General features: G+C 60.8%; 11 protein-coding genes. 4 read left to right on the top strand and 7 right to left on the bottom strand.

Features of this window, described 5'->3' with window-relative positions; translation table 11 throughout:
- Positions 1–47: 47 nt before the first annotated feature.
- On the bottom strand, positions 48–1445 hold the full coding sequence (locus DVJ77_RS12855; RefSeq protein WP_114845918.1) for a class II fumarate hydratase: 1398 nt from the start codon (positions 1443–1445) through the stop codon (positions 48–50).
- Positions 1446–1543: 98 nt separating this feature from the next.
- On the opposite strand from DVJ77_RS12855, the gene purB reads away from it, so the two are divergent.
- Positions 1544–2911, top strand: a complete 1368-nt coding sequence (gene purB / locus DVJ77_RS12850; protein ID WP_114845917.1) for an adenylosuccinate lyase — start codon at positions 1544–1546, stop codon at positions 2909–2911.
- A gap of 66 nt (positions 2912–2977) precedes the next feature.
- On the opposite strand, the gene cysK is transcribed toward purB, so the two are convergent.
- Both cysK and cysG read right to left on the bottom strand, forming a co-directional pair.
- Entirely contained in the window at positions 2978–3919 is a 942-nt protein-coding gene (gene cysK, locus DVJ77_RS12845) for a cysteine synthase A (RefSeq protein ID WP_114845916.1), read from the bottom strand.
- Positions 3920–4011: 92 nt separating this feature from the next.
- Complete coding sequence (gene cysG, locus DVJ77_RS12840; protein ID WP_114845915.1) at positions 4012–5496, bottom strand: siroheme synthase CysG; 1485 nt, start codon at positions 5494–5496, stop codon at positions 4012–4014.
- 312 nt (positions 5497–5808) lie between these two features.
- On the opposite strand from cysG, the gene DVJ77_RS12835 reads away from it, so the two are divergent.
- Positions 5809–6801, top strand: a complete 993-nt coding sequence (locus tag DVJ77_RS12835) for a LysR substrate-binding domain-containing protein (protein WP_114845914.1) — start codon at positions 5809–5811, stop codon at positions 6799–6801.
- Positions 6802–6860: 59 nt separating this feature from the next.
- On the opposite strand, the gene DVJ77_RS12830 is transcribed toward DVJ77_RS12835, so the two are convergent.
- The 4 genes from DVJ77_RS12830 to DVJ77_RS12815 are packed head-to-tail and all read right to left on the bottom strand — an operon-like array spanning position 6861 to position 12993.
- Complete coding sequence (locus DVJ77_RS12830; protein ID WP_114845913.1) at positions 6861–8678, bottom strand: bifunctional sulfate adenylyltransferase/adenylylsulfate kinase; 1818 nt, start codon at positions 8676–8678, stop codon at positions 6861–6863.
- Positions 8679–8732: 54 nt separating this feature from the next.
- Positions 8733–9470: a phosphoadenylyl-sulfate reductase gene (locus DVJ77_RS12825; RefSeq protein ID WP_114845912.1), complete on the bottom strand. Its 738-nt coding sequence runs from the start codon at positions 9468–9470 to the stop codon at positions 8733–8735.
- Positions 9467–11176, bottom strand: coding sequence for an assimilatory sulfite reductase (NADPH) hemoprotein subunit (gene cysI / locus DVJ77_RS12820; protein WP_114845911.1), 1710 nt, complete (start codon positions 11174–11176; stop codon positions 9467–9469). The genes DVJ77_RS12825 and cysI overlap by 4 nt, the downstream gene beginning before the upstream one ends.
- 17 nt (positions 11177–11193) lie before the next feature.
- Positions 11194–12993: an assimilatory sulfite reductase (NADPH) flavoprotein subunit gene (locus DVJ77_RS12815; protein ID WP_114845910.1), complete on the bottom strand. Its 1800-nt coding sequence runs from the start codon at positions 12991–12993 to the stop codon at positions 11194–11196.
- A 157-nt stretch (positions 12994–13150) separates the two neighbouring features.
- Here DVJ77_RS12815 and DVJ77_RS12810 point away from each other — a divergent pair, with 157 nt between their 5' ends.
- Positions 13151–13894, top strand: coding sequence for a sulfite exporter TauE/SafE family protein (locus DVJ77_RS12810; RefSeq protein WP_114845909.1), 744 nt, complete (start codon positions 13151–13153; stop codon positions 13892–13894).
- Positions 13895–13940: 46 nt separating this feature from the next.
- Positions 13941–15134, top strand: coding sequence for a cupin domain-containing protein (locus DVJ77_RS12805; RefSeq protein WP_114846102.1), 1194 nt, complete (start codon positions 13941–13943; stop codon positions 15132–15134).
- The last annotated feature ends 18 nt before the right edge of the window (positions 15135–15152 follow it).

Here is a 15152-nt window from a genome sequence, read left to right as displayed (position 1 = left end):
TAAAAACGGGCGCTTAGGCGCCCGTTTTTATTTGCCTTCCCGTTGAATCAACCACCGCCTCCGCCACCGCCATGAATACCGCCCTTGGTCAACGCCATCGGATCGAGCAGTGGCTTGAGTTTGTCCTTGGTCAGGCCAGTGACTTCGACTGCCACATCCAGGATCGGCCGTTTTTCTTTGTAAGCCTGCTTGGCCGTCGCTGCACCCTTTTCATAGCCAATGACCGGGTTCAATGCCGTAACCAGGATCGGGTTTTTATCCAGTGCCTCTTTCACCCGCGCCGTGTTTACGCGAAAACCCGCAATCGCTTTATCAGCCAATAGAACGCTTACATTGGCGAGAATGCCGATCGATTGCAGCAGATTGTGCGCAATCAGCGGCAGCATCACATTGAGCTGAAAGTTGCCGGACTGACCGGCAATGGTGATGGTGGCATCGTTGCCGATGACCTGCGCAGCGACCATCGCGGTAGCCTCGGGCATCACCGGGTTCACCTTGCCCGGCATGATCGACGAGCCTGGCTGCAAGGCCGGCAGCTCGATCTCGCCAAGCCCGGCAAGCGGGCCGGAGTTCATCCAGCGCAAATCGTTGGCGATCTTCATCAGCGCCACCGCCAGGGTTTTCAACTGACCGGACAGTTCGACTGCGGCATCTTGTGCCGCCATGCCCTCGAAATAATTGTCGGCTGATTCGAACTTCACCCCGGTGAGCTTTTTCAGCTCACGCGCCACCGCAGGGCCGAACTTTGGATCGGCATTGATGCCGGTACCTACCGCCGTGCCGCCCTGCGGCAATCGACGCATGCGTTTCAGACTGTCCTGAATACGCTCGATCGCCGAGTCGATCTGAGCCGCCCAACCCGATAGCTCCTGACCAAAGGTCACCGGCATCGCGTCCATCAAATGGGTACGACCGGTCTTAGGTACGTTTTTCAGCTCGCGGGCACGCTTGTCGATAATCCTTTTCAGGTGTTTCAGCGCCGGAATCAATTGCTCGCTGGTCGTTAGCGTGGCGCTGACGTGGATCGCAGTGGGGATGACGTCATTGGAACTCTGTCCGTAATTGACGTGGTCGTTGGGGTGCACCTTGGTGCCGGCGCGGGCTGCAAGGTGCGCAATGACCTCGTTGGCGTTCATATTGGTGCTGGTGCCGGAGCCGGTCTGAAACACGTCAATTGGAAACTGGCTGTCGTGCTCGCCCTCCGCGACCGCCAGCGCAGCCTTACGAATCGCCGCAGCCTGCCCTTTCTTCAAATACCCCAGCGCCAGATTGGCCTCAGCGGCGGCGGCTTTAATAAGGCCAAGCGCGCGGATGAACGGGCGCGGCAGATGCAGGCCGGAAATGGGAAAATTGTCGACCGCACGCTGAGTTTGGGCGCCATAAAGAGCATCGGCAGGCACCTTCAACTCGCCCATGCTGTCGTGTTCGATGCGGTACTGGCTCATACCTGGACTACCTTCGGGTGAGGGGATAGGAACTATAAGCCCCAATTCACTGGCCTGCCCGATGTAAAATCCCGGTTTTACCGTTTCTGGAAGCCCCGATGTCCTCTCATGCCCTGACCGCCCTATCGCCGCTGGACGGCCGCTATGCCAGCAAGGCCGAGGCGCTGCGCCCGATCTTCAGTGAATACGGCCTGATGCATCGTCGGGTACAGGTGGAGATCGAATGGCTGCTGGCCCTGGCGGCCGATCCGGGCATCGTCGAGCTAGCGCCTTTCTCCCCGGCGCAAATCGCGCAACTGAAAGCCATCGCGGCCGACTTCAGCGTCGAAGACGGTGCCCGCATCAAGGCGATCGAGGCGACCACCAATCACGATGTGAAAGCGGTGGAGTATTTCATCAAGGAACGCATCGGCAATGAGGCCTCGCTGGCGCAAGCCAAAGAGTTCGTGCACTTCGCCTGCACCAGCGAGGACATCAACAACCTGTCCTACGCCCTGATGCTTCGCGATGCTCGTGAGCAAGTACTGCTGCCGGCCTTTGACCGCATCATCACTAAACTGCGCGAGATGGCTCACGCCAACGCGGCCCTGCCGATGCTCTCGCGTACCCACGGCCAAACCGCCTCGCCGAGCACCTTGGGCAAAGAACTGGCTAACGTGGTCGCCCGTTTGGAGCGCCAGCGCAAGCAACTCGCCGCGATTGACGTGCCCGGCAAGATCAACGGCGCGGTGGGCAATTACAACGCGCATGCCATTACCTACCCCGATGTGGATTGGCCTGGCTTCTCGCAGCGCTTCGTAACAAGTCTCGGCCTCGACTACAACGCATACACCACCCAGATCGAGCCGCACGATGGTGTCGCCGAATACTGCGATGCAGTGCGTCGCGCCAATATCATCCTGATCGATCTTGCGCGCGATATCTGGGGCTATATCTCGCTGGGTTATTTCAAGCAAGCGCTGAAAGCCGGCGAAGTCGGCTCCTCGACCATGCCGCACAAAGTCAACCCGATCGACTTCGAAAATGCCGAAGGCAACTTTGGCCTGGCCAACGCCCTGCTTGGCCATTTCGCCGAGAAGCTGCCGATCAGCCGCTGGCAGCGTGACCTCACCGACTCCACCGTATTGCGCGCGCTCGGCACCGCCTTCGGCCATAGCCTGGTCGCGCTGGAGTCGCTGCAGAAGGGGCTGGGCAAACTCACCATCAATACCGACCGCCTCGCCGCCGACCTCGATGCCAATTGGGAAGTACTGGCCGAAGCGGTGCAAACGGTGATGCGCCGTTACGGGCTGCCGGAGCCGTACGAACAGCTCAAAGCCCTGACCCGCGGCCAAGGCATTACCAAAGACTCGATGCGCACCTTCATCACCGGCCTGGACCTGCCAGCCGATGCAAAGCAGCGGCTGCTCGATTTGACGCCGGGTGGCTATATCGGTCTGGCGCAATCGCTGGCGCAGGACATCTGATCGCCTCTTAAAACAAAAACGCTGTCGATGGATCGACAGCGTTTGTCTGGCTGCACGTATTGGGGCTTATTCGACCTCGTCCGACCCTTCATTGACGCCCTCGAACAGGAAGGTCGACAAATAGCGCTCGCCCGTATCCGGCAACATAGCCAGCAGTACCGACCCTTCGCTCGCGCTGCGTGCCACCTGCAGCGCCGCAGCCAAGGTGGCGCCGGAAGAAATGCCGGTAAAAATGCCCTCTTGCTGTGCCAATTGGCGCGCCGTATCGCGTGCCAGCACATCATCCACCGGCAGAATCTCGTCGATTGCTTTGCGGCTCAACACAGCCGGCACGAAATCCGGTGTCCAGCCCTGGATCTTGTGCGGCTGCCACTCGCTCCCCGACAGCAATGCCGCACCGGCCGGCTCACTAGCGATGACCCGCACCTCCGGGCGTGCCAGCTTCAACACCTCGCCAACGCCGGTAAGAGTGCCGCCGGTACCCCAGCCGCTGACGAAATAGTCCAGCCGGCGACCGGCAAAGTCGCGCAGGATCTCCGGCCCGGTGGTATTACGATGCCATTCCGGATTGGCCGGATTCTCGAACTGACGGGCGAGGAACCAGCCGTGTTTCTCAGCCAGCTCGGCAGCCTTACGCACCATGCCCGAACCACGCTCGGCCGCAGGGGTCAGCAAGACCTTGCCGCCATAAGCACGGATCAGCTTGCGCCGTTCAACCGAAAAGGTCTCGCTCATCACCGCCACAAACGGATAACCGCGTGCCGCACACACCGCAGCCAGGGCTACGCCGGTATTGCCGGAGGTTGCCTCCACCACGGTCTGGCCCGGCTTAAGCGTGCCACGACGCTCAGCATCGAGGATGATCGCCAGCGCCAACCGGTCTTTCACCGAACCTGCCGGGTTGAAGGCCTCGACTTTGACGTAGATCTCGACATGCTTCGGCGCCAGCCGGTGCAGTTTTACGATCGGTGTATTGCCGATGGTATCGAGGATGCTGTTGTAGATCATGGCAGTTCCTGAAGAGAGGTAAAGAAGTCCGTTCGCCGATGATGCGCGATCAAAGCTAAGAATTGCGTTATCGGATCGGCAGGCCCTAAATATCAGGCCTGATGGATCGCCGCCAGTACATCGGTGCGGCCCGGTGCGATGACCCGGCGACGGCTTGGCCGCACCGAACGGACTTCGGCCGCAGGCTCACCCAGCGGGGGCTGACCGAACCAGGCCAGCGACTCGGCCAGGGCTGCAACCTCACCGAGAATCAACAAGGCCGGCGAATGCACGGCGTGCGCACTGGCCCGCTCCGGCAAGTTCGCCAACGTGCCGGTGACCACCCGTTGATCGGCGCGTGAGCCATTCTCGATCAGCGCGAATGGTGTCGAGGAGGCGCGGCCATGCGCAACCAGCCGCTCGCGAAATGCCTCAAGCTCGCTCACCCCCATATACACCGCCAACGTTTGCCGCTCCTGCGCCAAGGCGTTCCAATCCAGGCTGCCGTGAGAGCCCTGGCAATGCGCGGTCACCAGGCGCACCGCCTGGGCATGATCGCGATGGGTCAATGGCACGCCGGCATAAGCGGCGCAGGCCAGTGCCGCGGTAATGCCGGGAACCACTTCATAGGCAATGCCGTGCTTGCGCAGAAATTCCAGCTCTTCACCGCCGCGACCGAACACGAAGGGGTCGCCGCCCTTTAGCCGCACGACCCGCCGCCCCGCACGCGCGTGCTCAAGCAGCAAAGCGTGAATAGCGTCCTGCGTGTAGTGATGGTTTCCCGCCTGTTTGCCGACCTCGATACGTTCGGCATCGCGCCGGGCTAAAGCCAATACCTCGTCGCTGACCAGGCGGTCATGCAGAATCACATCCGCCTCGTTCAAGGCTCTTAGCGCACGCAGGGTCAACAAGCCCGGATCGCCGGGACCAGCCCCCACCAGCACAACCGATCCAGCCGTAACCTCAGCTTCCACAAATAGAGCACGCTCTGCCGCCCGCCGCGCCTCCTGCGGCCGCCCTTGCCGCAATAGAGCAGCCACTGGACCGGCGAATAAATGCTCATAGAAACGGCGGCGCGCCGACATATCAGGCAATCGTTCACGAATGCGTGAGCGCAGTCGTGTCGCCAACGTGGTCAGCGCGCCCAGCGATGGATCAAGCAGCGCCTCCAAGCGTTCGCGTACCAGGCGCGCCAGCATCGGCGCCGTACCGCCACTGGAGATGGCGATAGTCAGCGGCGCTCGATCGACGATCGCCGGCACATGGAAACTCGACAATTCGGCGTCGTCCACCACATTAACGAAGATCCGCCGCAACTCGGCCAGCGCGGCCACCAGCCGATTCATCTCGCGATCCGAGGTGGCCGCGACCACCAGCCATACCCGATCGAGCCAGGTTTCCTGAAAAGCATCGCGACGATGCGCGATGACGCCTTTATCCACCCAGCGTCGAAGCTGTGGCGTCAATTCAGGGGCGTTCACGGTGACCTGGGCCTTAGCATCGATCAGCGTGGCCACTTTGCGCTCGGCTACCGCCCCGCCCCCAATCACCAGCACGGCACGACCCGAAAGATCAGCAAACAGTGGATAGAGCTTCATACAGCGCAATAACTCATCGTAGGCCACACCTGTTGGAGCCAAACGAAACTACGCTGCCTTCACGGTAGGTGGCAAATAATTTGCGTTACACGGCTTATAACGATCCGTCATGAAGCTAACGAAACATTGACAAAGTATCCGTGTATCCGTATAGACGTCTGAATATGCAGACACTCAATCAACCCGACCCCATATCCTACGGCGGCCATCCCGCCGACTTGTCGCCCGTGCCTGCTCATTTCATCCGGCGATGTACCAGTGTCCGTTCGCGCGCCAACCCACCCGCCAACGATCGTTCACGAACCTATCGCCATGACTCTGACCCAACTGCGCTATTTCATCGCCATCGCCGACGCCGGACTGAACATCACGCTCGCCGCTGAGCGCATTCATGCCACCCAACCCGGCCTGAGCAAGCAACTCAAGCAGCTTGAAGATGAGCTGGGCTTTCGATTATTCATCCGCAAAGGCAAGAGCCTTGAGGCTGTGACTCATGCCGGCCAGCATGTGCTGATCCGCGCTCGCACGATCCTCGCCGAAGCCGACAACATCCGCTCGATCGCCGCCAACCTGCGCAACGATGCGCGTGGTGAGTTTCATATTGCCACCACGCATACGCAGGCCCGCTTTGCGCTGCCGGCCGCGATCACCGAATTGAATGTGCGCTACCCCCAGGTAAGCGTGCATCTGCTGCCTGGGCCCGCCGACGAAGCCCTGGCACAGCTTGAGGCAGGGCGTGTCGACCTTGCCGTCGTCAGCGGTACCGGCATAGCACCCGCGGTGGGTATCGCCATACCCGCATACCGTTGGAACCGGGTCATCGTTGCTCCAGATGGCCATCCATTGGCGGAAAGAAAACGCATACTGTCACTGGATGACCTCGCTGCGTGGCCCTTGGTCAGCTACGAATCGTCATTGAAGACCGAGTCATCGCTGCGCCGAACCTTTGAAGGCGCCGGCTTGCGCCCGCGGATCGCCATGACTGCCGGCGATGCCGATTTGATTAAAACCTATGTCCGCGCCGGCCTTGGTCTTGGCGTACTGGCCGAGATGGCCATGCTGTCCGGCGACGCCGATCTGCGCGTCCTTCCAGCCGATCATCTGCTGCCTCAATGCACCACCTGGATCGTGTTGCGCCGCGAAGCCGTTCTGCGCGAATACGTGCTGGAGTTCATCCATCAATTCGCGCCGCATTTAAATCGTCGTGATGTCACGCGGGCGCTGGCTACCAATGCACCCTATGAGTGGCCGGTCGTGCCGCATTGGCGCGAGCGGTCCGCGCTGCTGCTTCCCGACGCCGCTTAAGCCTGCCCTCTCCCTGTCTTTGCGCACTTTCGGGGAGAGGGCATCGCACCGCATAACTCTCAACCGGCAATCAAACCTCTATCGCGCAATAGCGCCAGAATCTGCCGCGCCAACACCACCGGTTCGGCAGCATGGCCGTCCAGGCGCAATTCGGGATGCTCAGGCACTTCATAGGGATCGCTGATGCCGGTGAAATGGCTTATTTTTCCGGCGCGTGCCTGTGCATAAAGGCCTTTGCGGTCGCGTGATTCGCATACCTCCAACGCCGTGGAGACATGGATCTCGATGAAATCGCCGTGTGCCTCCACCAGCGCGCGCGCCTCGGCACGATCCTCGGCATAGGGTGCAATCGGCGCGCAAATCGCGACGCCGCCATGCCGCACGATTTCACTCGCCACATAAGCAATACGCGTGACGTTCGCCGCACGATCCTCCCGTGAAAAACCCAATCCGCGCGACAGGTGTTTACGTACCTCATCCCCGTCCAGCACCGTCACGGGGCGGCTGCTGTGTTCAAGCCATTGGGCAATCACCGCCTGGGCGATAGTCGATTTGCCCGCACCGGAAAGGCCGGTAAAGAACAGCGCAAAGCCGCGCGGTGCATGCACGGGATGACGCTCGCGCAGAATCTTCACTACATTGGGAAAGCTGAACCATGCCGGGATCTCGGCACCGTCATGCAGAAACTGACGCAACTGAGTCCCTGAAACATCGCGCACATCGTCCGTGGCGGTCACCTCATTGGAGGGCAAGTAGGTATCGCGATTGGCCGCATAAACCATGGCCGGAAACGGCACGATATGAATGCCAAGCTCGGCCTGATGTTGTTCGAGCAGCTCTTGTGCCTCGTAGGCGCCATAGAAAGGCTGACCGTCCGCACCCTTTCCTGGACCGGCATGATCGCGCCCGACGATAAAATGACTGGCGCCGTAATTCTTGCGGATGATCGCGTGCCACAGTGCCTCGCGTGGGCCGCCCATACGCATCGCCAACGGCAGCAGCGAAAGCTTCACGTCACCCTGCGGGTATTCCGCCAGCAAGGCGTGATAGCAACGTACTCGCGTGTAATGGTCAACGTCACCCGGCTTGGTCAGACCCACCGACGGCTGGATCAGCAACTTGGCTCCGACTTGCTGCGCGGCACGCAGAGTGAGTTCGCGATGTGCGCGATGCATCGGATTGCGCGTCTGGAAGGCCACAATGCGGCTCCAGCCATTCGCCTTGAACCATGCGCGCAATCCACGCGGCGTATCACGTAATTCGCCGAAATCGTAATGCGCCGGCGACTGGATTCCGCGTACGCGACCACCGAGATAAACCGGACGTGTGCGTTCAAGCAGAGCAGCGACGCCGGGATGAGTGCGATCGAGCGTACCGAAGACTTTCAACGCTTCGTGCTGAAGATCGGGACGATAGATATCCTGCACTTCCAACACCGCGAGCGGCACACCTTGCAAATCGCGCAGGGCCACCTCGCTGCCGGGGGCGAGTTGCGCGGCAAATGCCTCACTCACATCCAAAGTGATCGGCATCGGCCATAAGGTGCCGTCAGCCAAACGCAGTTCCTCGACGACACGGGTGTAATCGCGCTGGGTGAGAAACCCCTCAAGCGGCGAAAATGCCCCGCTCAGCAGTAGCTCCAGATCGCATAGCTGGCGAATGCCAAGGTCGACACCGGGCAACTCGGCACTGCGTCGCGTCCATGCCTCGACCTCGGCGGCGGGCAGATAAAGCTCCTTCAGCGCGCCGCCGTGCGGGGCGATGAGTGGGGCGTCAGCGACGCGGTCAGTTACACCGGACTCGCTGATCGCCACCTGATTGAACAACGCTTCATCGGTTACATCAGACAAGAGAAGGTCGGGCAAGATCTGGCTCATGATGGTTTCTTTATCTTATTTATCGGGGGAGTGGCCATCGCCGAACGATGGGAGTCACACAAGGTGATGCAGCCCGCATTCGCGTTTGAGGCCATAAAAGCGGGTGTCTTCGGCATCCATTCCAGGCTCCCAGCGCCGCGTGGTGTGGGTATCGCCGATCGACACGTAACCCTGCTCCCATAGCGGGTGATAAGGCAGCTCGTGTCGTTTGAGATACATGCCGACATCGCGGTCGCTCCAGTCGGCCAGCGGATGCCATTTCCAGCGACCGTTCTTGCGTTCGGCAAAATCAATCGCCTCACGGCTATGCGACTGGCCGCGACGCAGACCGGCAAACCAGCCGGTGGCGCCTAGCTCGAACAACGCGCGTTGCATCGGCTCGACCTTACGTAGCTGGTTGTAGCGCTCGATGCCGGCGATGCCCTGCTCCCATAATCGACCATCGCGCGCTTCCATCCAGGCGGGACTCAACGGTGATTGATAGACCTTGAGATTCAGCCGCAGCCGCGCGGTCAATTCGTCGATGAATTGGTAGGTCTCGGGAAATAAATAGCCGGTATCGATCAGCACTACCGGGATTTCCGGTTGCAACCTGGTCAACATGTGCAGCGACACCGCGGCCTGCGCGCCAAAGCTCGATGACAGCACCTGAGGGCCGGGCGTCTCATCTAACGCCCATGCCACGCGCTCTTCGGCCGAGCGCTTTGCCAGCCAGGTATTCAGCCCCATCAACTCCGCCTCGGGATAGACCTCTGGCTTGTCGCTGCGGGGCCTCAACGGCATGGCATTCATGCGGTCACCTGGATAGGAATTTGGCGAACCGGTGATGACGCAGCAGCATCGATATTCACCACCTCGATACGGGTCAGGAAATCACCAAAGCCCTCGCCTGCATGGCGTTCGGTTGCGTAGCGGGCGAACAAGCCGTCGAGTGCCGCGAGAATCGTCGCCTCGTCGACATTTTCGCGATAAACGCGATTGAGTCGCTGGCCGCGAAAATCGGCCCCCAACCGCAAGTCGTAGCGACCGGGCGCACGCCCCACCAGCGCTATCTCGCCTAGATAAGGGCGCGAGCAGCCATTGGGGCAACCGGACAAACGCAACAGGATCGGCGCATCGGCCAAGCCATGCCGCTCGAGCTGCGCCTCCAACTGCGACAAAAATGACGGCAGATAACGCTCGCTCTCGGCCATCGCCAAGCCACATGTCGGGAAAGCCACGCAGGCCACGGCGTGGCTGCGGATACCACGATTGGTCACATAAGTGTCCAGACCATGATCGCGCACGACGGCATCGATGCGCGCGCGATCCGCTGCGGCGACATTTGCCACGATCACATTTTGATTGCAGGTCAAACGGAAATCGCCGGTGTGCACCTGTGCCAGTTCGCGCATGCCGGTAAGCCAGCGTCGCTCATCCGTATCGACAAGGCGTCCTGATTCGATATGCAGGGTCAGATGCCAGCGGCCATCGTGCCCTTCGATCCAGCCGTAACGATCGCCGTTATGCTCGAACAGGTAGGGACGTTCCGGCTGCAAGCGAAAGCCGAGGCGTGATTCCAGTTCGGCCTTGACCGCATCCAGACCACGATGGTCGATGGTGTACTTCAATCGCGCATGTTTGCGCTCGCTGCGATTGCCCCAATCGCGCTGTACCGCGACAACCCCTTCAGCCACGGCGGTGAGTTGTTCCGGTGTGACAAAGCCGATCACACTGGCCAGGCGCGGGTAGGTCGTCGGGTCACCGTGCGTGGCGCCCATGCCTCCGCCGATCGCGACATTGAAGCCAAGCAACACGCCCTGCTCGATGATCGCGATCAAGCCCAGGTCTTGCGCAAACACATCAACGTCGTTGAGCGGTGGAATCGCCAGGCCGATCTTGAACTTGCGCGGCAGATAAGTAGCGCCGTAGAGCGGCTCCATCTCTTGCTCGCCAATCAGTTGCTCACCATCAAGCCAGATCTCGTGATAAGCACGAGTCTTGGGTGCCAGATGCTCCGACAGATGCGCCGCCCAGGCGTAAGTGATTGCATGTGCCGGCGACTCGATGGGATTGGCGGTACTCACCACCGTGCGCACTACGTCGCCGCAGGCGGCAATCGTGCTGGACAACGCATCGTGGATCGCAGCGATGGTCGGCTTAAGCTTGCGTTTGATAATGCCGTGCCATTGAAATGTCTGCCGCGTGGTAATGCGCAACGTGCCATTACCGTGTTCGCGAGCCAGGCGATCAAACTCCAGCCATTGCACAGGGGTCACCACACCGCCTGGAAGGCGCGCCCGGATCATGAACGCATAGGCTGGCTCAAGCTTTTGCCGGCGACGCTCATCGCGCAAATCGCGGTCGTCCTGTTGATAGCTGCCGTGAAACTTCAACAGCTTGTTGTCATCGTCGCTGATAGCGCCGGTGATTGGATCGGCCAACCCAGCGGCGATGCCGCCACGCAAGAGGCGACTTTGGGCTTTTATGCGTTCGAAATCGGACAGTGTCGTTGCCATGTCAACTCAGACCTACGTCAGTAAACGTCGCGGGCATAACGCCCTTGTTGCATGAGATCGGCCAACCAGGCTTTTGCGTCATCGAGCGGCTGCCGACCATGGGTGACGATGATCTCGATCAAGGTGTTGTGGACATCCTTCGCCATATGGGTTGAATCGCCACAGACGTACAGGTACGCACCGCTCTTAAGCCAGGCGTACAGCTCTTGGCCCTGTTCAAGCAGACGTTGCTGCACATAGACTTTGTTTTCGCCGTCGCGCGAGAACGCCAGATCGAGTCGATGCAGCGAACCTTTCTTCAGTGCTTCCTGCCACTCGACCTGGTAGAGAAAGTCTTCGCCGAAATGACGATTACCGAAGAACAACCAGTTGCGGCCGCTGGCGCCGATCTCCTGGCGCTCTTGCACGAATGCACGAAACGGCGCCACACCTGTACCCGGACCGATCATGATGATGTCGCGCGTCGGATCGGCCGGCAGGCGGAACCGCTCGTTCGACTCGATGAAAACCGGCACCGTGCCGTCCTCATCGGTTGCCGCCAAGAACGACGAGGCTGCGCCCCAATGCTGCGTGCCATGCGCCTGGTAATCGACCACGGTGACCGTCAAATGGACCTCATCGCCTACTGCCTTCGAACTGGAGGCGATCGAGTACAAGCGCGGCGTCATCGGCCGCAATGCGCTGACCAAGGCTTCGGCACTCCATGCCGCCGGATACAAACGCAGTAAATCGATCGGCTGGAAGCTGTCGAACAAGGCGGCTTTTTCGTCGGCATGTTCGGGCTGCAGAACCCGCGCCAGATCGGCATGGCCGCTAAGCGCAGCATGTGCGCTCAGGAACGATTGATTGAGCCGCGTCAGCTCCCGCTCACGAGCAAGCCATTGCGACAGCGGCAGGCTGCGACCGTCGTGGGCAACCTCCACCGAGCCTTCGAGCCGCAAGGCATCCAACCATTGCGCCACCAGTGCCGGCGGATTCTGTGGCCACACGCCAAACGCGTCACCCGGCTCATAAGTCAGGCCCGAGCCTGCAAGGGAAAGTTCGACATGGCGAATATCTCGGTCGCTATCGCGCGACACGATTCGCTGATTAGCTAACACGCTGGCGGCAAACGGCTGCTCACGGTTGTAGAGAGCCCGATTCGGCACGGCATACAAGGGCGTTACCCGCGTCGCCGACACGATGTCTTTCAAGAGGTCGCGCGCGGCTTCCAGTGCCTGCTCCAGCCATGGATTGGCGACGACTTCGTGATCCACGTCGGCGATGCCCAGCGGCAGAAAACGGGCGCCACCAAGTTCTGTCAGCCGCGCATCGAGCTGCTGGCCGATCGTGCAAAATTGCGGATAGCTTGAATCCCCCAGGCCCAGTACGGCAAAGCGCAGGGCGGGCAGCTTGGGTGCCCGCTTGCCGACAATAAACTCAAATAGTCCCAGCGCATCATCAGGCGGATCGCCATCGCCTTGAGTACTTATGACGACTATTAGCTGCCGCTCCTGCGCCAGTTCGCGCTGCGGATAGGCATCGGCACGCAACAATCGCACGGGCAACCCAGCCGCTTCGCTGCGCTCGGCAAGCCGCTCAGCAATGCGCTTGGCATTGCCGGTCTGGCTGCCGTAGACAATGGTCAGCCGCTCTGTCGCGGCCTTGGCCGGCGCCTGTGCCGGCGTGACACCTGCGCCACTGGCCTGCGATGCGAGCCATGCCGCGGCCCAGTACAGCTCGACCGGCCCCAGCCCATCGGCCAATCGCGCCAACAGCGCGGCTTTATCGGCATTCAGCGCCGGGGCCTGGATACCCGTGGCAATCACAGCACTCACATTGCTTCCTTTGGACTTCTATACGTCTGAGCATCCAAAGTTATATGAATGTAAAAATCCATGGAAAGGACGGTTAGGCATGACCATATGCCGATGCCTTATTTCCGCTTGCCACAGGGGCGACCAATACTCACCCACCCTTCATCGCGGCAAGACCATGCCTTCGGAATTTGTCACGTTTGCCCTCGTCGGCGCGCTCGCCCAAGTGATAGACGGTTCGCTCGGCATGGCCTTCGGCGTTGCCTCGACAGCGATGCTGCTTGGCCTGGGCCTGCCCCCGGCGGTTGCCAGCGCAAGCGTGCATTACGCGGAAACCTTCACCTGCGGCGCCTCGGGGATCAGTCACCTCATCGCGGGCAACGTTCGGCGCCGGTTGTTTTTTAGCCTGATGATTCCCGGCGTGATCGGCGCGGTCATCGGCGCCTGCGTGGTCAGCTACGTGCCAGCAAGCTGGATGCGCCTGGCCCTCACGCCGTATCTGCTGGGCATGGGCGTGTTTCTGCTGTTGCGTGCCAGCCGCAATTCAGGGCATAGCGACGAAGTACTCAATGGAACGCGCCCGCTGGGCCTGGTCGCAGGCTTTGCCGATGCCGTTGCCGGCGGCGGCTGGAGTGCCCTCACCGTCACCAGCCTGGTAGCTCGCGGCAACACACCGCGCATCGTCATCGGCACCACTCACCTGGCTAAATGCGTGGTCAGCGCATCGGCCAGCCTGACCTTTTTATGGCATGTCGGTGCCACCCACGGCACGGCGGTGCTTGGCCTGATCCTGGGCGGCGCGCTCGCCTCGCCGTTCAGCGCACTGTTCGCCAAGGTGATTCCGGCCCGAGTCGTCACGACGATGGCGGCCATCGCCGTATTGGGACTGGGCCTGAGTAATGTGGTGAAGGCATTTCAGTAACCCCTTCTTGATTCGCGTAGCCGCGCTGCCCGGCTACAATCGCCGGATGACCCCATCCGCCCCCCTCACGATCGAAGTCCGTGGCTCGGCAACGCAGCCGCTGGGCATGTCTCCCGCACGCTTCTTGCGCGACTACTGGCAAAAACACCCGTTACTCATCCGCAATGCCTTTCCCGGTTTCCTGCCACCACTGGAACCCAACGACTTGGCCGGCCTGGCCTGCGAAGAAGGTGCCTTGTCACGGCTCATCGTGCACGACACCAAGCGCGATCGCTGGGACGTGAAGATCGGCCCGTTAAGTGAAGACGACTTCACGAAAACGCCGAATTCAAACTGGACCCTGCTGGTGCAAGACGTGGACAAGTGGGATGCGGATGTGGCTGCTTTATTGGAGTCGTTCCGTTTCCTGCCTAGCTGGCGCATGGACGACATCATGATTTCGTATGCCGAACCCGATGGCGGGGTTGGCGCGCATGTAGATCAATACGATGTCTTCCTGCTGCAAGGGCTTGGTCAACGGCATTGGGCGATCAGCACCGACCCTGCCGCGCCAAAAGATTTCCGCGACGACATCGAGCTGAAGCAGCTCAAGCATTTCGAGCCGACCCACGAATGGCTGTTGGACCCAGGCGACATGCTGTATCTGCCCCCCGGCGTACCGCATGACGGTGTCGCTTATGGCGGCCCGTGCATGACCTTTTCGGTCGGTATGCGCGCACCCTCGCAAGCCGAACTGACCGGCGACCTGGCCGACTATCTCGCCGAACGGCTACCGGAAGAACTGCGCTATACCGACCCCGACCTCGCCCCGGCCAAGGCCATCGGCGAGATTGACCGCCATGCCCTGGCCCGCCTCAAACAGGCCTTGCCGTTCGCCGCCGCGCTCAGCGAGGCCACACTGAACGATTGGTTCGGTCGCTTTATCACCCGCTATCGCAGCACGCAGATGCCGGCGCCGACAGATAAACCATTGACCGCGGCCGCCCTCGTCAAGCAACTCGATGCCGGCGCGCACCTGCTGCGTCATCCATGGTCACGGTTGGCGTGGAGCCGGGACAAGTCAGGCTGTACGTTATATGTCAGCGGCCATGCTTACCCAGCCTCCGCCGCCCTGGCCGAGCAACTTTGTGCGGAGCGCTCGCTCGTTCCGGCCAAAAGACTGCCGGCCGCGGACCGCGACTTACTGTTGGCGCTGGTCAATGATGGTCACCTGCTTCCGCAGAAAACACGTCGCCGCTGAGCTCGCGAAATGAATTCA

This window comes from Dyella tabacisoli, from assembly GCF_003350925.1.
GTDB classification, from domain to species: Bacteria; Pseudomonadota; Gammaproteobacteria; order Xanthomonadales; family Rhodanobacteraceae; genus Dyella_C; species Dyella_C tabacisoli.
This window is presented reverse-complemented; position numbering and strand designations above follow the sequence as displayed.